General features: G+C 52.9%; 19 protein-coding genes. 14 read left to right on the top strand and 5 right to left on the bottom strand.

All coding sequences use genetic code 11. From position 1 onward, the window contains the following. Positions 1 to 45: 45 nt before the first annotated feature. From LDL70_RS01660 to LDL70_RS01705, 10 genes are all read left to right on the top strand, one after another. The gene (locus LDL70_RS01660) at positions 46 to 1,095 is read left to right on the top strand and encodes an ABC transporter substrate-binding protein (protein WP_022710888.1); all 1,050 of its coding nucleotides are present in this window, start codon (positions 46 to 48) and stop codon (positions 1,093 to 1,095) included. A gap of 207 nt (positions 1,096 to 1,302) precedes the next feature. Next, positions 1,303 to 1,989, top strand: a complete 687-nt coding sequence (locus tag LDL70_RS01665) for a GntR family transcriptional regulator (RefSeq protein ID WP_075654225.1) — start codon at positions 1,303 to 1,305, stop codon at positions 1,987 to 1,989. Between the two features lie 192 nt (positions 1,990 to 2,181). Then, positions 2,182 to 3,747: an ABC transporter substrate-binding protein gene (locus LDL70_RS01670; RefSeq protein WP_225686372.1), complete on the top strand. Its 1,566-nt coding sequence runs from the start codon at positions 2,182 to 2,184 to the stop codon at positions 3,745 to 3,747. Between the two features lie 233 nt (positions 3,748 to 3,980). Continuing rightward, positions 3,981 to 5,552: an ABC transporter substrate-binding protein gene (locus LDL70_RS01675; RefSeq protein ID WP_370627037.1), complete on the top strand. Its 1,572-nt coding sequence runs from the start codon at positions 3,981 to 3,983 to the stop codon at positions 5,550 to 5,552. 170 nt (positions 5,553 to 5,722) lie between these two features. Next, positions 5,723 to 6,694 carry an ABC transporter permease gene (locus LDL70_RS01680; RefSeq protein ID WP_022709824.1) on the top strand — a complete coding sequence of 324 codons (972 nt, stop codon included), beginning with the start codon at positions 5,723 to 5,725 and terminating at the stop codon, positions 6,692 to 6,694. A gap of 9 nt (positions 6,695 to 6,703) precedes the next feature. Further along, positions 6,704 to 7,651 carry an ABC transporter permease gene (locus LDL70_RS01685; RefSeq protein ID WP_213596443.1) on the top strand — a complete coding sequence of 316 codons (948 nt, stop codon included), beginning with the start codon at positions 6,704 to 6,706 and terminating at the stop codon, positions 7,649 to 7,651. Positions 7,652 to 7,656: 5 nt separating this feature from the next. Continuing rightward, positions 7,657 to 8,850: an amidohydrolase family protein gene (locus LDL70_RS01690; protein ID WP_151158581.1), complete on the top strand. Its 1,194-nt coding sequence runs from the start codon at positions 7,657 to 7,659 to the stop codon at positions 8,848 to 8,850. Then, positions 8,847 to 10,361: an amidohydrolase family protein gene (locus LDL70_RS01695; RefSeq protein WP_225686373.1), complete on the top strand. Its 1,515-nt coding sequence runs from the start codon at positions 8,847 to 8,849 to the stop codon at positions 10,359 to 10,361. The genes LDL70_RS01690 and LDL70_RS01695 overlap by 4 nt, the downstream gene beginning before the upstream one ends. A 1-nt stretch (position 10,362) precedes the next feature. Further along, positions 10,363 to 11,355 carry an ABC transporter ATP-binding protein gene (locus LDL70_RS01700; protein ID WP_022709820.1) on the top strand — a complete coding sequence of 331 codons (993 nt, stop codon included), beginning with the start codon at positions 10,363 to 10,365 and terminating at the stop codon, positions 11,353 to 11,355. After that, a complete protein-coding gene (locus tag LDL70_RS01705; RefSeq protein WP_075654231.1) occupies positions 11,355 to 12,338 on the top strand; it encodes an ABC transporter ATP-binding protein in 984 nt (327 codons plus the stop codon). Before LDL70_RS01700 ends, LDL70_RS01705 begins: the two co-directional genes overlap by 1 nt. Before the next feature lie 216 nt (positions 12,339 to 12,554). Here LDL70_RS01705 and LDL70_RS01710 read toward each other — a convergent pair whose 3' ends face one another. Then, positions 12,555 to 13,253 (bottom strand): aspartate/glutamate racemase family protein, encoded by a 699-nt coding sequence (locus LDL70_RS01710; protein WP_225686375.1) that lies wholly within the window; start codon positions 13,251 to 13,253, stop codon positions 12,555 to 12,557. A 4-nt stretch (positions 13,254 to 13,257) separates the two neighbouring features. Continuing rightward, positions 13,258 to 13,893, bottom strand: coding sequence for a flavin reductase family protein (locus LDL70_RS01715; protein ID WP_022710191.1), 636 nt, complete (start codon positions 13,891 to 13,893; stop codon positions 13,258 to 13,260). A gap of 186 nt (positions 13,894 to 14,079) precedes the next feature. Here LDL70_RS01715 and LDL70_RS01720 point away from each other — a divergent pair, with 186 nt between their 5' ends. Beyond that, positions 14,080 to 15,270, top strand: a complete 1,191-nt coding sequence (locus tag LDL70_RS01720; protein ID WP_225686377.1) for a Xaa-Pro peptidase family protein — start codon at positions 14,080 to 14,082, stop codon at positions 15,268 to 15,270. 52 nt (positions 15,271 to 15,322) lie between these two features. Here the strand turns inward: LDL70_RS01720 and LDL70_RS01725 are convergent, their stop codons facing one another. The 3 genes from LDL70_RS01725 to LDL70_RS01735 form a co-directional block, all read right to left on the bottom strand. Beyond that, positions 15,323 to 15,610, bottom strand: a complete 288-nt coding sequence (locus LDL70_RS01725; RefSeq protein WP_022710189.1) for a PTS sugar transporter subunit IIB — start codon at positions 15,608 to 15,610, stop codon at positions 15,323 to 15,325. A gap of 23 nt (positions 15,611 to 15,633) precedes the next feature. Beyond that, entirely contained in the window at positions 15,634 to 16,095 is a 462-nt protein-coding gene (locus LDL70_RS01730; RefSeq protein ID WP_022710188.1) for a PTS sugar transporter subunit IIA, read from the bottom strand. A gap of 71 nt (positions 16,096 to 16,166) precedes the next feature. Next, a complete protein-coding gene (locus LDL70_RS01735) occupies positions 16,167 to 17,576 on the bottom strand; it encodes a PTS galactitol transporter subunit IIC (RefSeq protein WP_022710187.1) in 1,410 nt (469 codons plus the stop codon). A gap of 391 nt (positions 17,577 to 17,967) precedes the next feature. On the opposite strand from LDL70_RS01735, the gene LDL70_RS01740 reads away from it, so the two are divergent. The 3 genes from LDL70_RS01740 (at position 17,968) to LDL70_RS01750 (ending at position 21,400) form a co-directional block, all read left to right on the top strand. Beyond that, positions 17,968 to 19,287, top strand: a complete 1,320-nt coding sequence (locus tag LDL70_RS01740) for an NAD(P)H-dependent oxidoreductase (protein ID WP_225686379.1) — start codon at positions 17,968 to 17,970, stop codon at positions 19,285 to 19,287. A 69-nt stretch (positions 19,288 to 19,356) separates the two neighbouring features. Next, positions 19,357 to 20,394, top strand: coding sequence for a thiamine pyrophosphate-dependent dehydrogenase E1 component subunit alpha (locus LDL70_RS01745; protein ID WP_116086585.1), 1,038 nt, complete (start codon positions 19,357 to 19,359; stop codon positions 20,392 to 20,394). A gap of 7 nt (positions 20,395 to 20,401) precedes the next feature. Then, positions 20,402 to 21,400 (top strand): alpha-ketoacid dehydrogenase subunit beta, encoded by a 999-nt coding sequence (locus LDL70_RS01750; RefSeq protein WP_225686381.1) that lies wholly within the window; start codon positions 20,402 to 20,404, stop codon positions 21,398 to 21,400. Positions 21,401 to 21,402 lie beyond the last annotated feature (2 nt).

Below are 21,402 nucleotides of genomic sequence, written 5' to 3' on the forward strand. Positions count from 1 at the left end.
GGCGGACAAGGCAATCTTTAATCTTCATAATGGGAGTAGCACGAAATGAATTCTAAACTGACAATGGTTTCCGTTCTGGCATTGGGTGCCGCTGCTGTTGCAACAGCTGCACAGGCAGAAACCAAGACACTCTATATCGGCATGAATGGCGGTAATTTTGAACGCGCTTATACCGAGCATGTTCTGCCGCCTTTTGAAAAAGCCAACAATGTTAAAGTTGTCGTGGTTCCGGGCACTTCGGCTGATATTCTGGCCAAAGCAACTGCCGCCAAAGACAATCCGCAGATGCATGTCATGCTGCTGGACGACGGTGTGATGGTACGCGCTATCGGCAGCAATCTTTGCCAGCCGATCTCTGATGATCCGGTGCTGAAAGAAATTCAGCCGGCAGCGCGTCTGAAAGATGATATGGCCATCGGCGTTGATATGGGCATGACCGGTCTTGCCTATAATAAAAAGCTGTTTGATGAAAAAGGCTGGGCAGCACCAACCTCATGGATGGATATGGCTGACCCTAAATTTGCCAATGCGGTTGTGTTCCAGTCCGCTTCAGCTTCCAGCTTTGGCCTTCACGCATTCCTGATGTTTAACCGCATTCAGGGCGGCGATGAAAACAATGTTGAGCCGGGTTTTGAGAAATTCTCCGATACCATCGGCAAGAATGTGATCGAGTTCATTCCAAGCTCGGCCAAAATCTCTGAAATGGTGCAGACCGGCGAAGCGGCTATTTTCCCGCTGACACCTACCGGCGTGAACAATCTGAAGGACAAAGGTATTCCGGTGGAATATGCGCAGCCTAAGGAAGGTTCGGTGGTTCTGGCCGTTACCCAGTGTGTGATTGCCAATAATAGCGAGCCGGAACTGAGCCAGAAACTGGCACATTATCTGCTGTCCGCCGATGCCCAGAGCCTTGCTCTGGACAATGGAAATATCATTCCTTCGAACATCAATGCCAAGGCCGGCAATGAAGATGCAGCTGCCAAGCTCACAGCATTCCGTGGTTACATGGAAACTGCAAATGTTCTGGATTGGGATGCGGTCAATAAAAACCGTCAGGCATGGAACAGCCGCTGGAACCGCACAATCGAGCGTTAATCAGCCGCTTTCTGCTTGAAACTATATGGCCCGCGATCTCTGATCGCGGGCTTTTATTTTACCTTCTTGATATTTACACCTATTTGTCAGACATTCAGCAGCAATATTCAGAACAATCATGTCGACATTCTCTTGAAAATAATTAAACAGGCAGGATTATGCATGCCTGATACGAATTGAGAGATAAGTGAAATAACGGGAGTTTCCATGTCCAAGGCAGAAAGTGCCCAGGCTACGCCGGCAAGTCAGATATTTGACAGGATATGGCTCTCGATTGCTGAGCGGCGGCTGAAGCCCGGCACGCGGCTGAAAGAAGAAGAGCTGGCGGAAATTTTTGATGTCAGCCGTGCGCGTATCCGTCAGGCACTGGCTACGCTTGAGCGTGAAGGACTGGTGACAATTCAGGCCAATCGCGGCGCATTCGTCTCTGAGCCGTCGGTGGAAGAAGCGCGGGATGTATTCTATGCCCGTCGCGCGATTGAACATCGCGTGGTTGAGCGTCTGTGTGAGAATATCAATAAAGAGCATGTTCAGCGGTTGAATGCCCATGTGGAAGAAGAGCGCAATGCTGACCGGCAGGGCAATCGCACGGATATTATTCGTTTGTCCGGTGGTTTTCATCTGTTGCTGGCAGAACTGGCGGGTTCCTCTTTCCTCTATGGTATTGTCAAAGATCTGATTTCGCGTACATCGCTGATTACGGCCGTTTATCGCTCACGCCATTTGCATAATTGCGGGCCGGATGAGCATCAGGCAATTGTCGAACATATTGCGCGTGGTGACACGGAGACGGCAATCAAAGCCGTGATTGAACATCTCGACCGTGTCGAATGTGAGCTGGAACTGGAAGATGACAAAGATCAGTCCTCCAGTCTGCGCGCCGCATTGCTCTGATTTCTATTTATAATTGCATGATTTTTAGCTCCGGTAAGCCGCAGGCCTGCCGGAGTTTTTATATTGTTTAAAATATTTGATGACAAATATGTTGACAATTATGTCTGCATAAAACATCGTCTCAATCCTGTTCGGCACTCTCCCGTCTGAGGAAAAGGAGGGTGCTGTTATCTGTCGGCGAGAGGGACGACTATGACTTCACTACTGAAAAAACTATTATTCTGTACGGTTGCAACCTGTATCAGCACAGCATCTTTTGCTGAGACACTGCGCTGGGGCGGTGCACGCGATATTTTCTCGCTGGATCCGTATTCCTATGGCAGCACGTCCAATCTGGCGTTTCTGAATCATATTTACGAAGGTCTGGTGCGCTATACGCCTGAATTTGTTGTCGAGCCTGCGCTGGCAACCAGCTGGGAGCTGATCGACAATAAGGTCTGGCGCTTCAAACTGCGTGAAGGTGTGAAATTTCAGGATGGTTCCGATTTCACCTCCGCGGATGTTCTTGCTTCCATGAAGCGCGTCAGCCATCCGTCTTCACCGCTGCGCGGCAATATTCCGCTGTTTGTCGGCGCAACGGCTGTTGATGATTACACCGTTGATATTGAAGTTTCGTCGCCAAGCCCGCTTTTCCTGAACGACATGACCAATATTTTCATGTTTGACGGCGACTGGCTGGTGAAGAACAATTCTGAAATGCCGACCGATGTTGGCGGTCAGGTTGAGGGTTACACAACCTTCCACACCAATGGTACAGGCCCGTTCCAGCTCGAAAGCCGTGTGCCGGACAGCAAGACCATTCTGGTCAAACATAATGGTTGGTGGGATACACCAAAACACAATCTCGACCGTATTGAATTTACCCCGATTGCCTCGCCTGCAACCCGTGTTGCAGCCCTGCTTTCCGGTGAGATTGATCTGGTAGATGGTGTGCCGCTGCAGGATGTGAAGCGTCTGGAAAGCACACTGGATATTCGTGTGGAGCAGCGTCCTGATCTGCGCACCATCAATCTGGTGTTTAACCGCAAGGAAAAGCTGAACGACGGCCGCGACAATTTCTTCAACGATATTCGTGTGCGTCAGGCAATTGACCATGCGATTGACCGTGATTTGCTGGCAAAACGCGTCATGCGCGGCATGACCCATACGGCCGGTACTGTCGTTGCGCCGGAAATTCCGGGCTATACGAAAGAGCTGGATATCCCGACAAAATATGATCCGGAACTGTCCAAAAAACTGCTGGAAGAAGCCGGTGCTGTCGGCACAGAATTCACCTATCTCTGCATGAATGATGAGAGCGTGAATGAAGAAGATGTCTGCTCGGTGATCGTCACCATGCTGAGCCGTGTCGGTCTGAAGCCGAAGCTGGATATCGGGCCGCGTGCTGTTCAGGCACCGAAACGCTCCAGCGGCAAATCCGATATGTTCATGATCGGTTGGGCGAATGAGCCGACACTGGATGCCTATTCCATTCTGGTGCAGGTTCTGTCATCGCGCAAAGGCGCTGCAGGCGTGGCAAACTATGGCGGTTGGTCTTATCCTGAACTCGATGCGCTGACGGAAAAAGCAGCGCTGGAAATGGATCGTGACAAGCGTCTGGCTTTGGAATCCGAGGCACTCGGCATTGTTAAATCCGAAGTGATCATGATTCCTCTGCATCAGCAGCCGATGGCATGGGGCATGACCAAGAAAGTGGAAGATGTCACCATTCGTGCCGACAATAAGCCGCGCCACTGGCTAACGCGTATTGCTAAATAAGTATAATATTTGCTGAATTTCGATATTTACAGCGCCTGCAAGGTTCATTTGCAGGCGCTGTTTCTGTTTTTGGATCGGGTTTTCCCCGATATTATCTGTTTGCTCTAATATTTTGTAAAAAAATATGTCGACAATTTAGTTGACAATGAATTCTGAATTCCACACACTCTCCCCGTCCGGACAAAACACCATCAAGAGTGAAGAGCCGGTTGTCTTTTTTGGGGAACAAATTCATGAAATTCAGAAAATCGATCCTCGCGGGTCTGATGGCTTTCGCATTAGGTCATACCGCGCATATTGCTTCTGCTGAGACTTTGCGCTGGGGCGCAGCGCATGATGTCTATTCGATGGACCCTTATTCCTACGGCGACAGCTATACGATTGCCTTTCTCAGCCACATTTATGAAGGGCTCGTGCGCTATAATGCCGATCTGAAGATCGAGCCGTCCCTTGCAACCAGCTGGGAAGTTGTCGGCGAAAACACATGGCGCTTTAATCTGCGCAAGGATGTGAAATTTCATGACGGTGCGGATTTCACCGCCAAAGACGTTCTGGCCTCGCTCACCCGTGTGAGCCACCCGACATCGCCGCTGCGTGGCAATCTGCCGGCCTATAAATCCGCTAAAATTGTTGACGATTATACAATCGATATCGAGCTGACTGGCCCTTATCCGCTGCTGCTCAACGACCTGACCAACATTCATATGTTTGATGAAGACTGGCTGGTGAAGAACGATTCTCTGCTGCCGACCGATGTGGGCGGGCAGAAGGAAGGTTATGCAACCTATAACACCAATGGTACCGGCCCGTTCAAGCTGGAAAGCCGCGTGCCGGATAGCAAAACCATCCTGCTGAAAAATGAAGGCTGGTGGGATAAGCCGCAGCACAATATCGACAAGATCGAATTTACCCCGATTACCTCTGCTGCAACCCGCGTAGCAGCGCTGCTTGGCGGCGATGTGGATTTCTCTGAATCCGCACCGACACAGGATCTGGCGCGTCTGGCTTCAGCTCCGGGCCTGCGCCTGATGGAGCGCACCGATCTGCGCACTGTGTTTGTTGGCTTCCAGCGTCGTGAGAAGCTGCACAACGGTGATGAAAACCAGTTCAACAAGCTGGGCGTGCGTCAGGCCTTTGCCCATGCGCTGGATATGGATCTGATTAAAAAGCGCATTATGCGTGATAAATCCCGCAATGCCGGTACGATTATTGCACCGGAAATTCCGGGCTATGTGCCGGAGCTGGATACGCTCTACGGCTATGATGTGGACAAAGCGAAATCGCTGCTGAAGGAAAACGGCGCGGAAGGCTTCCCGTTCACGCTGGTCTGCACCTATGAAAACTACCTGAATGAAGAAGAACTGTGCAACGGCATGGTTTCCATGCTGACCCGTGCCGGTTTCAAACCGTCTCTGGATATCGGGCCGACAGCCGTACAGGCACCAAAACGTACAGCCGGTCAGGCCGATGCCTATATTCTCGGCTGGGCTAATGAGCCGATGCTCGACAGCTATTCCATTCTGATGCAGGTCATCCAGACCAAATCCGGTGTTGCCGGTGTATTCAACTGGGGCGGCTGGTCCTATCCGGAACTGGACAAGCTGGTGACAACAGCCTCCACGGAAATGGATCGTGAGAAGCGTCTGGCCTTGCAGACACAGGCACTGGAAATCGTCAAAAAAGAAATCATCCAGTTGCCGCTGCACCAGCAGCCGATTGCATGGGTTCTCACCGACAAAGTGGAAAGCGTTGTCCAGCAGGCTGATAACAAGCCGCGCCACTGGCTGACTGTTCTGAAGAAATAACAAGACCAAGCGCATTCCGAAAAGTGTGAAGCGGTTTTCGGATTAAAATGCGCGTTAACTCAAAGAAACAGAGCATTTTCAACATATTAAACTGCTTAGAAAATGCTCTGTCTATGCCGCGGTCATACAGATTGCGGCATAGCATGATTATCCTTGGGAGAGGGAACTGAATGCTTGTATTTATAATCAAGCGACTGGCAAATGCGGCGATGGTTATGCTCGCCGTGGCATTGCTGGCTTTCATGATTTTCCGTTTTGCGGGCGATCCTGTTGAACTGATGGCCAATGAACAGATGAGCCAGATCGACCGTGACAATCTGCGCGAGCGTCTGGGGCTGAATGACGGTTTTATCACGCAATATGCGCGATTTGTCAGCGATGCTGTTCAGGGCAATTTCGGTATTTCCTATCGTAACGGTCAGGAAGTGCTGGGGCTGATCGCCGAGAGCTTTCCCGCAACGATGGAGCTGGTGATTGTCGCCACACTGCTGTCGCTGATTATCGGTATTCCGATGGGGGTAATTACGGCCATCCATCGTGGCAAATGGTATACGGAACTGTTCCAGTTCGCCTCGATCATCGGTGTGTCTCTGCCGAGTTTTGTGGTCGGTATTCTGCTTATTCTCGTCTTCTCGGTAAGTCTTGGTTTGCTGCCTGCCTTTGGTCGCGGTGATGTCGTGCAGCTCGGCTGGTGGTCGACAGGCTTCCTCACCCATTCCGGACGCATGGCGCTGATCCTGCCATCCATTGCATTGTCGCTCTATCAGATCACGCTGATTATGCGTCTGGTACGTGCCGAAATGCTGGAAACCCTGCGCTCCGATTTTGTCAAATTCGCCCGCGCCCGTGGCATTCCGCGCTATCGCATCTATTTCCGCCATGCATTGCGCAACTGCTTAATGCCGGTTGTAACTATGACCGCGATGAATGTCGGATCGCTGATCGCTTTTGCGCTGATTACCGAGACTGTCTTCCAGTGGCCGGGCATGGGAATGCTGTTCATTCAGGCTGTGACATTCATCGATATTCCGGTTATGGCCGCCTATCTTTGCATTGTTTCTTTCATCTTTGTTGCGCTGAATACGCTTGTTGATATCACCTATGCTGTGATTGATCCGCGCCTGCGCGCCGCTACACGTTAAGGGGCAGACATGACAGACAAAATAAACGCCCCGATTGTGAAACCGCAAAGCCGCTGGCAGCGTATGCGTGACAGTGATCTCTGGTGGTCATTCACCCGCAATAAACCGGCAATGATTGCAGCCTTTCTGCTGTTTTTCATGATCGTGACAGCCTTTGCAGCACCATTGATTGCACCGCAAAATCCGTTTGATCCGGCACAGCTTGATCTGTGGAATTCCGAACTGCCGCCGATCTGGAATGCTGACGGTCAGTGGCCTTATCTTCTGGGCACTGACACGCAGGGGCGCGATATTCTCTCCGCCATTCTTTATGGCTCGCGTATCTCCATCCTGATCGGTGTGGCTTCCGTTGTGCTGTCGCTGATCGTGGGCTTGAGCTTCGGTCTGATCGCCGGTTATATGCAGGGCATTATCGACAATCTGCTGATGCGTATCGGTGATGTACTGCTGTCAATCCCGACCATTCTGATTGCTATTCTGGTCAGCGCTGTGGTGCGTCAGATGCTGCCTGCCGATCTGCGTGATTATGCGGCTGCCGGTGTTCTGGTACTGGCGATCACATTGTCCGGCTGGGTGCAATATGCCCGTACCGTGCGTGCGCAGACCATTGTTGAGCGCTCCAAGGAATATGTGCAGGCTGCACGTCTGCTCAAGGTGCCTGCACGCCGCATCATGATGTATCATATTCTGCCGAATACGCTGACGCCGATTCTTGTGGCAGCGACGCTCAATTTCGGTATGGCAATTCTCACCGAAGCCACGCTCTCTTTCCTTGGTATCGGTATGCCGCCGAGCCAGCCGAGCCTTGGCACACTGATCCGTCTGGGCAACCAGTTCCTGTTCTCCGGCCTGTGGTGGATTACCGTTTTCCCTGTTCTGCAGCTCTGCTTGCTCGTTGTTTCTGTCAACGTGCTCGGCGACTGGCTGCGCGATGCCCTTAATCCGAAACTGAGGTAAAATTTATGTCTGATCTTTTGTTGCGCAATGTGCGCCCGCAGGCAGGTGCTGTCACCGATATTCTGATCCGTAATGGTCGTATCGCTGAGTACGGAACCAATCTCAGTGCGGAAGGTGTGGCTGTTGAAGACGGTCAGGGACATATTGTTATCCCTGGTCTGATTGATGCTCATACCCATCTGGATAAAACCAATTGGGGTCTCGACTGGCATGTGAACGGCAAACAGGCTTCTTTACGTGAGCGTATTGATTTTGAACGTGAAAAGCGTCTTGAAATCGGTCTCGATCCGCATATTCAGTCGATGCGCCATGCCATTGGCCTGATTGCTCACGGCTCCAGCCATATCCGCAGCCATGTGGATATTGATACGACCCATGGTCTGAAAATTCTCGAAGGCGTGTTTGAAACCCGCGAGAAACTCAAAGACCTGATCGACATCGAAATCGTGGCTTTCCCGCAATCCGGCCTGATGGTGATGCCGGGTACACTGGAATTGCTGGATGAAGCGCTGAAACAGGGTTGTGAAGTGCTGGGCGGTATTGATCCTTGCGGTATCGACCGTGATCCGAAAGGACAGCTGGATGCACTGTTTGCGCTGGCTGTAAAACATGGCAAGCCGATTGATATTCACCTGCATGAACTGGGTGAGCTCGGTGCTTTCACTATGGAGCTGATCTTTGAGCGTATCCGCGCCAATGGCATGCAGGGTAAAGTCGCGATCAGCCATGCTTTCACACTGGGTGCCAATGATTATCTGCGTGTGTCGAGCCTGCTTGAGCAGCTGGCAGAGCTGGATGTCGCCATCCTCACCACCGGCGCACCTTCTGTTCCGGTTCCGTCTGTACTGCGCCTCAAAGAAGCGGGTATCCGCATGGGTGCCGGTTGTGACGGTATCCGTGACACATGGGGCCCGTGGGGACAGCCGGATATGATCGACCGTGCCAAAGTGATCGGCATGAAAAACGGCCTGCGTCGTGACGTTGATCTGGAACATGTGCTGCATATCTGTTCGCAGGGCGGTGCCGATGTGATGCAGCTGGAAGGCTATGGTCTGGATGTTGGTTGCAAGGCTGACATGACATTGCTCACCGGCCAGACATTGGCTCATGCCGTTGTTGATGTGGCACCACGCCCGCTGGTGATTAAAGGCGGCCGCGTTACTGCACGTAACGGTAAAGCAGTGGTGGAAATGCCATGACTGACAAGACACAATTCACTGCACTTGAAAGTCTGAAACTGGGTGTGCGTCCTGAGGGGCGCACACTGCTCACAGCACAATGGGTGCTGGGGCATATTGATGGCCAGCATCGCCTGTATAAAAATGGTGAAGTGGTGATCGAAGACGGCACGGTGCTGTTTGTCGGTCACGATTTTACCGGTGAGGTTGCCCGCCGTATTGATCTCGGCAACGCGCTCATCAGTCCGGGTCTGATCGATCTCGATGCACTGTCTGATCTCGACACGACCATTCTCGGTATTGACCACCATCCGGGCTGGGCGAAAGGCCGTGTCTGGCCGAAGTCCTATATCGAGAGCGGCCCTTATGAAATGTACAGCCAAGAAGAACTGGCATTCCAGAAGCGTTTTGCTTTCGGTCAGCTCCTGCAAAACGGTATCACCACAGCAGCACCGATTGCCTCGCTGTTTTACCGTGAATGGGGCGAAACCGTTGCGGAATTTGACGCGGCAGCGGATGCAGCCGGTGATCTCGGCCTGCGCGTTTACTTAAGCCCTGCTTACCGCTCCGGCGGCATGATGCTGGAAAAACCGGGTAAAATTGTACCGGTCTTTAACGAAGAGCGCGGCTTTGCCGGTCTCAAGGATGCAGCTGATTATATTGCCCGTCAGAATGGCCGTCATGGTGATCTGGTGCGTGGTATGCTGGCGCCGGATCGTGTCGAAACCTGCACCGCTGATTTGCTGAAGCGTACACAGGATGTGGCGCGTGAGCTGGATTGCAAAATCCGTTTGCATATGGCGCAAGGTCAGATGGAAGTGGAAACAGTGCGCAGTCTTCACGGCACCACTGCACCGGTCTGGCTCAACAGCCTTGGTGTGCTCAATGACCGGATTATTGCTCCTCATGCCACCAATGCTACAGATGAAGACCTGACACTTTACGCGCAGAATAATGTGTCGATCATTCATTGTCCGCTGGTTTCAGCCCGTGGCGGCAGCACGCTGAAGTCGTTCTCCAGTGTGAAAAAGCGCGGCATCAATATAGCTATGGGCACCGACACCACACCGCCCGATATGCTGATGAACCTGCTGATCGGGCTGATTACCTGCCGTATCAATGACGGTACGCCGGAGAGCATCCGCTGTGCTGATCTGTTTGATGCAGCGACATTGGGCGGTGCCAAAGCGCTGGGGCGCGACGATCTTGGCCGCCTGCAGGCAGGCGCTAAAGCTGATATCGCTGTGTTCGGTCTTGATGATACATTCATGGCGCCAAGCATCGACCCGATCACCACGCTGGTTACCGGCGGTTCCGGTAAAGTCACCAAAGCCGTGTTTGTCGATGGTCGTTTGTCGATGCGTCACGGTGAAGTTGCAGGCATTGATATGCAGGCAGCACGCGCACAGGCGCAGGCGCAATATGACGGCCTGATCGCCAAATATCCTGAGCGTTCCTACAATAATCCGCCGGTATCAGAGATTTTCCCGCCGAGCTATCCGCTGGCAGGCAAACATGGAGAGGAAGCATAATATGGCAGATACCTCATCCAATAAACCGACCCTTGAGGTCAAAAATCTGCGGGTGGATTTTCCGGGCAGACGCGGCACACTGACTGCCTTGTCCGATGTCAGCCTGTCGATCATGCCGGGAGAAATTCTCGGCGTGGTTGGTGAATCCGGTGCGGGTAAATCCATGACCGGTCTGGCCGTGCAGGGCTTGCTTGAATCACCGGGGCACATTGCCGGTGGTGAAGTTTTGCTCAATGGCCGCCGGATTGATAATCTCAGTGACAAGGAAATGCAGAAAATCCGCGGCCGTGAAATCGGTGCGATTTTTCAGGACCCGCTGACATCGCTTAATCCGCTTTTCACCATCGGATCACAGCTGGTGGAAACCATTACCCAGCATTTAGCCTTAAATCGCACACAGGCGCTGGAACGGGCGATTTCGCTGTTGAAAGAAGTGGGTATTCCGGCACCGGAAGACCGCATCAATCATTATCCGCACCAGTTTTCCGGCGGTATGCGTCAGCGCGTAGTGATTGCACTCGCACTGGCCGCAGAACCGAAGCTGATTATCGCGGATGAGCCGACAACCGCGCTCGACGTGTCTATTCAGGCGCAGATCACTTCGCTTTTGCGTCGTCTCTGCAAAGAACATGGCACAGCGGTGATGCTGGTCACCCATGATATGGGCGTGATTGCGGAAACTGCTGACCGTGTGGCCGTGATGTATGCCGGACGTTTGGTGGAAAACGGCCCCGTTGAAACCGTGCTGAAAAACCCGAGCCATATGTATACGCGTGGTTTGATGAGCTCCATTCCGGCGCTCGGAAAGCGCGTGGAACGGCTCAACCAGATTGACGGCTCCATGCCGCGACTCGATGCTATTCCGAGCGGTTGTGCCTTCAATCCGCGCTGCGTGAAAGCCTTTGACCGTTGCCATAAGGAACGGCCTGATCTGATGCCGGTTGCCGGCGGATCAGGTGTCAGTGCCTGCTGGCTCAATGCGGGAGCTGCCTGATGAATGATATTGCTATGAAACAGTCACCTGCCGCGCTTGAAGTCAAAGATTTAAGCATTTGCTTCGATGTTTCCGCTCCATGGCTCAATCGTGTGATCGAGCGCAAACCGCGCCAGATGCTGCATGCGGTCAATGATATCAGTTTCAGCGTGCCGCAGGGCGGGTGTTTGAGCCTTGTTGGCGAATCCGGTTGCGGCAAGTCCACTGTGGCGCGTCTGGTGACCGGTCTTTACCGCCCGAGCAATGGTGAAATCCGTTTTGCTCCGTCCAAAAACGGTGCGCCGCTGTCGGCACATATGATCTTTCAGGATCCTTATGCCAGCCTCAATCCGCGCTGGCGGGTGCACAGCATCATTGCTGAACCGCTGCGTGAACTGAAGCTGCGCAAGACCGAGGCCGAGATCAATGACCGTGTGGAAGAATTGCTGAAAATCGTTGGTCTTGCACCATCGGACGGCAAGAAATTCCCGCATGAATTTTCCGGCGGTCAGCGCCAGCGTATTTCGATTGCCCGTGCACTTGCCGGTGAGCCGGAATTTCTGGTCTGCGACGAGCCGACTTCGGCTTTGGACGTTTCTGTGCAGGCGCAAATTCTCAACCTGATGCGCAAGCTTCAGGATGAGCTTGGTCTGACCTTCCTGTTCATCAGCCATGATATGAGCGTTGTCCGCCATATGTCGGATCGTATTGCGGTGATGTATCTGGGGCGGATTGTTGAGGAAGCGGACACGGAAACGCTGTTTTCCGATCCGAAACATCCTTATACACGCCTGCTTCTGGAAACGATCCCGAATATTGCCGAACCGCATCGTGACCGTGTGATTGGCGGCGGTGAAGTGCCAAGTCCGCTGAAACCACCTTCGGGTTGTACTTTCCATCCGCGTTGTGCCTTTGCCGACAGCCGCTGCTCGGCAACAAAACCGGAAATGAAAGCCTATGATGACGGCAGCCGCGTTGCCTGTCATCGCATCGGCGAGATTTAAGGTTTAAATTTAGAAGAACCCTCCGTGCCGGATGTCTTTGGATATCCGGCACCATCCGGCAAAAGGCGGCAGAGGTCACTCTGTCGTCTTTTGTTTTTTAGAGCGCCGTGCGCCCTCTTGGCGCACAAAACTCGCTCTAACATTTTATGCTGTAGACATAAAAAAGCCTCCGGACATTGCTGGCCGGAGGCTTTTTAATAGCGGTGGTGCGCGTGGTTATTTCACGCGCGGATAGTCATAGGCGCCGGCTTTGGAAGTGCGGTATCCGGCGCTGACATAAGCTTCAGCAAGTTTGATAGCGGCGGTTACACCGTCAATCACCGGCAGACCGCAGCGCTGCTCCAGCCGCTCGCACAGTTCAGACATACCGGCACAGCCGAGTACAATCGCTTCTGCATGGTCTTCGCGTTTGGCGCGCTCGATTTCCTGCACCAGCATTTCTTCCGTGTGGCAGGCATCGTCTTCCAGAGCCAGCACCGGCATATCAATGGAGCGCACGCGGCGGCAATGATGGGTTGCGCCATATTCCTGCACCAGATCCTCAATAATCGGCACGGAGCGGGGCAGGGTGGTGACGACGGAGAAGCGTTTGGAAATGGTCATGGCAACCTGCACAGCGGCCTGACAAATGCCGAAAACCGGCCCTCCTGCAACTTCACGCGCGGCGTCCAGTCCGGGGTCATCAAAACAGGCAACGACATAGGCATTAAAGCCTTTCGCTTCACCTTCGCGGATGAGCTGGAGCATGGAAGGTACGGCCATCGCTTCGTCGGCATGACCTTCAATACTGCGCGGGGTGTCTGCCGGATTGATCGCTTCAATGACAGTGGTCGGCAAAGCTGCGCGGCGGGCGCTGCGTTCTGCCTGATCGGTCATGGACTGGGTGGAGTTCGGATTGATAAGGAGTATGCGCAAGGGCTTAGCCTTTATTGGTCAGACGATCCTGAAACGCAGCTAATCCCGGCGATTTCAGAACGAACTGGTTATCGGAAGCGATGTAATTATCGGCATGCAGACGGGCGATTGGCTGATAAGTGTCCGGATTGACGTAACGGCCAGCATCATCCAGACAGTCGCGGCGCACATGCATATGCACAACCTCGCCAAGCACGATGACGCGGCGCTCATAATCAATCAGCCGTTCTACCCGACATTCCATGGAGCACGGCGATTGAGGCAGCCAGCGGGAGCAAACCTGCGCACCTTCCTGCGATGACAGGCCGGCCATTGCCACTTCGTCAACATCCGGCTCAAAGCCGAGGCCGCAAACCAGCATGGCATCGGAAAGCGCCATATCCACCATATTCACGGTAAATTCCTGTGTTCTGCGGATATTGAGAACAGTATCCTTTTCCCGCCCGTCCTGCCTTGTCTGAATACCGAGAATGACAATCGCAGGATCATGGGAAAAGACGTTGAAAAAGCTCATCGGGGCGGCATTGTCCTGCCCGTTTTCCGCGCGGGTTGTGACCAGAGCAATCGGGCGCGGGCCGACAAAATTTGTCAGCAGCCGGTAGCGATCCTGCGGATCCATACGCGTGAAATCAAAATCCATTCATGTTCCCCCGTTTATTGTTGTGGAGTCGGCTCAGCTTAGAAAAATTCACTAATATTGTCTACAAATATGTTGTCAATAATTTACGTCTTTGTTTGCAATTAAAGAAAAGAAATTTGCTATATTCAGTGATGTGAAGCTGATATATGAGATTGCAAATTCTGAAAGAGACGGAAGGTCTGACTGATGATTGGTGGTTCTGATTACGCTACAGAGCTGAGCGCAATTCGCCCTTGGACAGATATTGCACCGGCAATATCAGTCGCTGAGCGGCTGGAGCGTATTGAAAAAGCCCGCAGACTGATGACGGAGAGTGGCGCAGACGCGCTGATTGTTGGTGCAGGCACCAGCCTCAATTATTTCACCGGTATCGGATGGGGCATGATCGAGCGTCTGGTGGCGATGGTACTGCCGCTGAAAGGCGAACCCTATCTGGTCTGTCCGGCTTTTGAGGCGGGGTCGCTGGAAGCTGTGCGGATTATGGATGCACGCATCCGCCTCTGGGAAGAGCATGAAAGCCCGTCTGAGCTGGTGGCGCAAATTCTGCAGGACGAGAATTGCAAGGTTCTGGCTATTGATCCGGCGCTGCCATTCGGCATGGCGAGCAACATCGGCAAAGCTGCACCTTCCGTCACCTTGCAGGATGCAACGGTAATTATTGATGGCTGTCGCAGCGTGAAGTCACCGGCAGAAATCGCGATCATGAAACAGGCCATGCAGATGACACTGGAAGTGCATCGTCGCGCTGCCCGTATTCTGCATGCGGGTATCAAAGCCAGTACTGTGCGCACATTTATCAATGAAGCGCATAAGGCTATCGGCAGCAATGGCAGCACTTTCTGCGCTGTACAGTTTGGCCGCTCAACGGCTTTCCCGCATGGTTTGCCGCAGGATGATGTACTTGCCGAAAATGACGTGGTGCTGGTGGATACCGGCTGTCTGGTGCAGGGCTATAATTCTGACCTGACCCGCACCTATATTTTCGGTACGCCGACCTCTGAGCAGCAGCACATCTGGGATATTGAAAAAGAAGCGCAGCTTGCAGCTTTTGCGGCTGCTAAAATCGGTGCAACCTGCGGCTCCGTGGATGATGCAGCGCGTGTAGTGCTGGAGCGCCACGGTTTGGGGCCGGATTATCAATTGCCGGGTCTGCCACACCGCACCGGTCACGGCATTGGCATGACCATTCACGAAGCACCTTATCTGGTGCGCGGGAATAAGACTGTTTTACAGGCAGGTATCTGCGCTTCCAACGAGCCGATGATTGTTGTGCCGGAAAAATTCGGTATCCGTCTGGAAGATCATTTCTATATGACTGAGCAGGGTGCTGAATGGTTCACCGAGCCGTCATTCAGCATGACGCAACCGTTCGGTTAAAAAACTAAAAGCCGCTCAAAACTGAGCGGCTTTTTTGTTTCCGGAGCGTGAATTATTTGCGCAATTCGGCTTCAATTTCATCCAGAACCTTGTCTTTGCCGATGCCGGTCAGAAAGGCCAGACCTTTGATGACCGGTTTGGTCACAGATGCTGAGATCGGTGTGGTTGAGACGATGAAATCCACATTGTCTGCAAGAGACGGCACTTCCGTAGCTTTGGCCTGCTGAGCGTTGAAAGTGAGGCCGCGCTTTTTCATTTCCTCGGTTACAGTGGCATTCACCGCTGTTGAGGTGGCGATGCCGGTGCCGCAGGCAAAGAGAATAGTTTTCTGTTTAGCCATGAGGTCGCTCCTTATAATATTATTTAACCGAGTAGTTTTTTAAGGTCGTCTGTTGTCTGTGCCAGTTTCAGCCCGTCGAGAATCTCCGGTGACTGAATTGCGCCCATAATGGATTGCAGTGTTTCAATCTGCTTGTCCTTATCATTGATGGCAAGCAGGAACACGGTGCCGACGCCGACTGTTTCATCCGGATCTTCCATATTTGCGAAATCAACCGGTGTTTTCAGCGTGGCCATGGCAATTGCTGCTTTCAGCACATGCTCAGGATCAGTATGCGGCACAGCAACATTGTCAGTGCGCTCCAGCGGCAGGCCGGTCGGCATGGATTGTTCGCGTTTCACAACCGCATCGGCATAGCTGTCTTTGACATAGCCGAGCTGATGCAACCGGCTGGCCAGGAGACGGATAACCTCCTCATTGGTTTTTGCCTCAACGCCGAGCAGAATTGCGTCAGCTGTAAGGGAATTGAAGAGGCTGGTAGCCATCCTGTTTCTCCGTTCACTATAAATATTGTGCATTTACCCCGCGATAACGGGGTAAATGCTTGAGATAATTGTCAGGCTGCGGCCTGATCTGCAGGTTCATCAGCGGCACCGGCTGCACGTTCCCAAGCCAGCGTATTGCGGCGGTAGAGTACAAACAGAGCAGCCACAACCACAGCCAGCACACCGATACCGGCAACGCCAAGCCACTGAATTGCTTCAATGATAACATATGGAATCCACAGGAAGCCATCGACCACCGAAGTAATCTGCAAAGCATTATCCGGCAGCTTGAAGCCCGAAGAGACGGCGGCGCTGGTGAATAGCGGTGCCAGAGCATTAGCCACATAGAAGCCGATTGTCAGCGTGATTGTACCGACAATAACCATGCGGAACACATTGCCTTTCAAAAGCGGGGCGGTAAGCGCCACGATGAACGGAATAACCGCAAGATCAGCAAACAGGATAACGCGGTTGCCCGGCAGGATAACCGAGAGCAGGATTGCAATCGGCACAAGGATCAGCGACGAAGAAATCGCAGCCGGATGGCCGATCAGGATTGCTGAATCAAGGCCCACCAGCAATTCGCGGTCGCCGGTGCGCTTGCGCACAAATTCCTGCGCGGCATCGGATACCGGCAACAAGCCTTCCATCAGAATTTTCACCATGCGCGGCAGCAGCAGCATTACAGCGGCCAGTGTCATGCCGGTGCCGAGAACTTTAGCCAGTACCGTGCCGAAATCACCGGCATTGTAGAAAGCGATGGTTCCCAGAACCAGACCGATAATCAGGCCGAGCACCACCGGTTCCCCGAAAACACCGAAGCGGCGTTCAATGGTTTCTGTGCTGATATTGACTTTGTTAATGCCTGGAATGCGGTCGAGAACCCAGTTTACAACAATGGCAATCGGCAGAATTTGCGCCGATGCAATATGCGGAACCGAAATGCCCGGCACATCATAGAATTGCTGAACGGCACGCGCTGACCAGTCGGCAAACAGCAGCGACAGCGCGGCAACCAGAGCGGCAATGGCAATACCATAGGCCAGATTGTCGGTCGCAGCGACAACGAGCGAGCCGATAAAGGCGAAGTGCCAGAAGTTCCACACGTCAACATTGAGTGTGCGTGTCCAGCGCATCAGCAGCAATGCAATATTGACCGCGATGCCGACCGGAATAACCCACAGGCCGACGGAAGAGCCGAAGGCAATGGCCGCGGCAGACGGCCAGCCCACATCAACAATGTCACGCTTGATGCCGGTATTGGTAACGATTGCCTGAGCCACTTCACCGATTGAGGTGAACATCAGGCCAAGCACCAGATTGATACCGATAAAGGCAACGCCGATGGTGACGGCGGCACGAAATGCTTTGCCGACCTTTGCCCCAAGGATGACGGCGATAATAAAGATCACGATTGGCAGCAGGACTGTTGGCCCCAGTGTATCAATCGCGGATTTCAAGCCATTCAGGAATTCATTCATATCTCCAAGCCTCCCGGGATATGTAAGAGCGTTATTATGTTGTGATGCAACATTTGTTTTTTAGTTAATACCAAAGTGTATCTGCGAAATTTATATCCAAGTCAATCGGGGGCAAATGTGACCTGAAGAATTTCGCTCTTAATAAGCCGTGTTTTTAGCGGAAAATATACAGAAATTTACGCAGCTCAGAATTTTTTCCTGATGCTGCGCATTGGTTTTCGTGACGCTGCTGCGGCGTGGTTTTACGCTTTTGTACCGTCACCTGCGACTGTTTTACTGCAGATGAATTGAACAGAGGTATTGACTTGAATACAAATGTTCAATACCCGATTATAGAACTGATAAAATCAGACAGAGCGTCAAGCACCCAAAACGCTCTCAGGAGGAACTCATGACCACCAATGTTGCGCTGACAGGGCTTGCCCGCGATATGAAAGCCCGTGCTGATAGCGGCAGGCCAATTCGTATCGGCCTGATCGGATCAGGTGAAATGGGTACGGATATTGTGACCCGTGTTGCGCATATGCCCGGTATTGAGATTGGTGCTATTTCCGAATTGCGAGTGCCGAATGCGCTGAAAGCTGTCGATATTGCTTTTCAGGAAAGCGGTCATGGCCGCGAGGTTAATACGGCATCCGACCTGACCGCTGCTATGGAAGCGCACAAAGTTGCTGTTACCGACAATGCCGATCTGATCCTTGAGAATGATCTGATTGATGTGGTGATTGATGCGACGGGCGTGCCTGCCGTCGGTGCGGAAATCGGTCTGCGTGCCATGGAGCACGGCAAACATCTCGTCATGATGAATGTTGAAGCGGATGTGACCATCGGCGCTTATCTGAAAAGCGAAGCGGATCGCCTCGGCGTCACCTATTCGCTTGGTGCCGGTGACGAGCCGTCTTCCTGCATGGAGCTGATCGAGTTCGTATCCGCTATGGGACACCCGATTGTCGCTGCCGGTAAAGGTAAAAACAATCCGCTCAATATTGATGCCGTACCGGACGCCTATATGGAAGAAGCCATCCGCCGCAATATGAATGTGCGCATGCTGGTGGAATTCGTTGATGGTTCCAAAACCATGGTGGAAATGGCTGCTATCGCCAATGCCACCGGTCTGGTACCGGACAAAGCCGGTATGCATGGTCCGGCTGCAACGCTGGATCAGCTGTCCTCAACACTGATCCCTGAAAAAGATGGCGGCGTGCTCTCTCGTGTGGGCGTGGTTGATTATACGATCGGCAAGGGCGTGGCACCGGGCGTGTTTGTTGTCGCTGACATGTCCCATCCGCGTATTTCCGAGCGTATGGAAGACCTGAAAATGGGCAAAGGCCCGTATTTCACCTTCCATCGTCCTTATCACCTGACCTCGCTGGAAGTGCCGCTGACCTGCGCCCGCGTCGTGCTCTATGGCAAGCCGGACATGGTGCCGCTGGATAAGCCGGTGGCTGAAGTCGCTGCTGTCGCCAAGAAGGATATGGTGGTCGGTGAAACTCTCGATGCCATCGGTGAATATTGCTACCGCGCATGGATCATGACGGCCGGTGAAGCCCGCGCTGCCAAAGCCATTCCATGTGGTTTGCTGCAGGGCGGTGTCGTTACTGCACCGATCAAAAAAGGTGAATTGATCACCTATGCCAATGCCGCTGTGGCAGCAGGTTCCAAGATCGCAGAATTGCGCGCCCGTCAGGACAGACTGGTCTACGGCGCCTGACATTTTTGAATTTGATATACGGCCTCATCAGACCCCCGTTCTGATGAGTGCCTTGAGGAGTAAACTTTGATGGCTCAGGTCAAAAAGGCTCAGACGGACGATGGCGCGAAGGGTGATTTGCGCAATCTGCCTTTTGCTTTCCGTGAATATTCACCGGAAAAGCTGAAAGAAGCGCTGCATAAAATGTATCTGATCCGCCGTTTTGAAGAAGGCGCGGAAGAAAGCTACACGCGCGGTCTTATTCACGGCACTATGCATCTGTCCATCGGGCAGGAAGCCAGCGCTATGGGCATCTGCCTGCCGCTGGAAGAAAATGACATGATCGGCTCGACCCATCGCGGTCACGGGCATTGTATCGCTAAAGGTGCTGATATCGGTCGCATGTTTGCCGAGTTCTTCGGCAAGGAAACCGGCTATTGTAAGGGTCGCGGCGGCTCCATGCATATTGCGGATGTTTCCAAGGGCAATCTCGGTGCCAATGGTATCGTCGGCGGCGGTATTCCGATTGCTGTGGGTGCTGCGCTGTCGGCCAAGAAACAGAAAAACGGTAAGGTCGTTATTTCCTTCTTCGGTGATGGTGCCAATAATGAAGGCGCGTTTCACGAGGCACTGAATATGGCCTCGGTCTGGAAGCTGCCGGTGGTTTTTGTTTGTGAAAACAACGGCTATGGCATGTCCACTTCGACCAAACGCTCGACCGCGGTTGAAAATATCGCTGACCGTGCTGCCGCCTATAATATGCCGGGTGTAATTGTGGACGGCAATAATCTCTCTGATGTGGCTGAGGCTGCTCATGAAGCGATTGAACGTGCACGCCGCGGTGAGGGCCCGACCCTGATCGAGAATAAGACCTATCGTCTGCGCGGCCATTCCAAGAGCGACCGCAACCGTTATCGCACTAAGGAAGAGATCGAGGATTGGGCAACCAATCGTGATCCGATTGCCCGCTTTGAGGCTGATCTGAAAACCTACGGCCTCATTGATGATGCCGAAATTGAAACAATCCGCACCAATGTCGAAAAAGAGATCGCTGACGCTATCGAGTTCGCCAAGAACAGCCCGTCACCGGATCTCTCCAATCTGACACGCGACGTATACACGGACTGATAGAAAAATGGACACGACAATCCGTGAGTTGAGTTATTCGCAGGCTATTCAGGAAGCGATGGCCATTGCCATGGAGCGCGATGAACGCGTTTTCCTGATGGGTGAAGATATTGGTGTTTATGGCGGTGCTTTTCAGGTTACCGGCGATCTGGTGCATCGTTTCGGTGAAGACCGCGTGATGGATACGCCGATCTCCGAGCTTGGCGGTGCCGGTGTTGCCGTCGGTGCAGCGCTGACCGGTATGCGCCCGATTTTTGAATTCCAGTTCTCTGATTTTGCGGCGCTCGCAATGGAGCAGATCGTTAATCAGGCGGCAAAAATCCGTTATATGCTGGGCGGTGCGGTTTCCGTGCCTCTGGTGATGCGCTTTCCTGCCGGTTCCGGCACCGGTGCCGCAGCGCAGCACAGCCAGAGCATTGAGGCGTGGCTGGGCCATGTGCCGGGTCTGAAAGTTGTCCAGCCGTCTACCCCTTATGATATGAAGGGCATGTTGCTGGCAGCGGTTGAAGATCCTGATCCGGTGATGATCTTCGAGCATAAGCTGCTTTACAAAATGAAGGGCGAAGTCCCTGAAGGCTATTACACCGTGCCGCTTAACAAGGCGAAAGTGGTGCGTGAAGGTACAGACCTGACCATCGTTGCCTCGGCAATTATGGTGCATAAGGCGCTGGATGCGGCTGCTGAACTGGTCAAAGAAGGCATCAATGTTGAAGTGATTGATTTGCGTTCTGTACGCCCGATTGACCGCGAAACTATTATTGCCAGTGTGAAGAAAACCTCGAAACTGATGTGTGTTTATGAGGCGGTCAAGACATTGGGTATCGGCGCTGAAATCAGTGCGCTTGTCGCTGAAAGCGATGCATTTGATTATCTTGATGCTCCGATCATTCGTCTTGGCGGTGCGGAAACGCCAATCCCTTATAATCCTGATCTTGAACGGGCAACGGTGCCGCAGGTGCCGGATATTCTCAAAAGTGCCCGTGAACTTGTGAAGGGGGCGCGCTAGTC

Origin of the sequence: Pseudochrobactrum sp. XF203, assembly GCF_020341615.1 — a bacterium.
Classification (GTDB): domain Bacteria; phylum Pseudomonadota; class Alphaproteobacteria; order Rhizobiales; family Rhizobiaceae; genus Pseudochrobactrum; species Pseudochrobactrum saccharolyticum.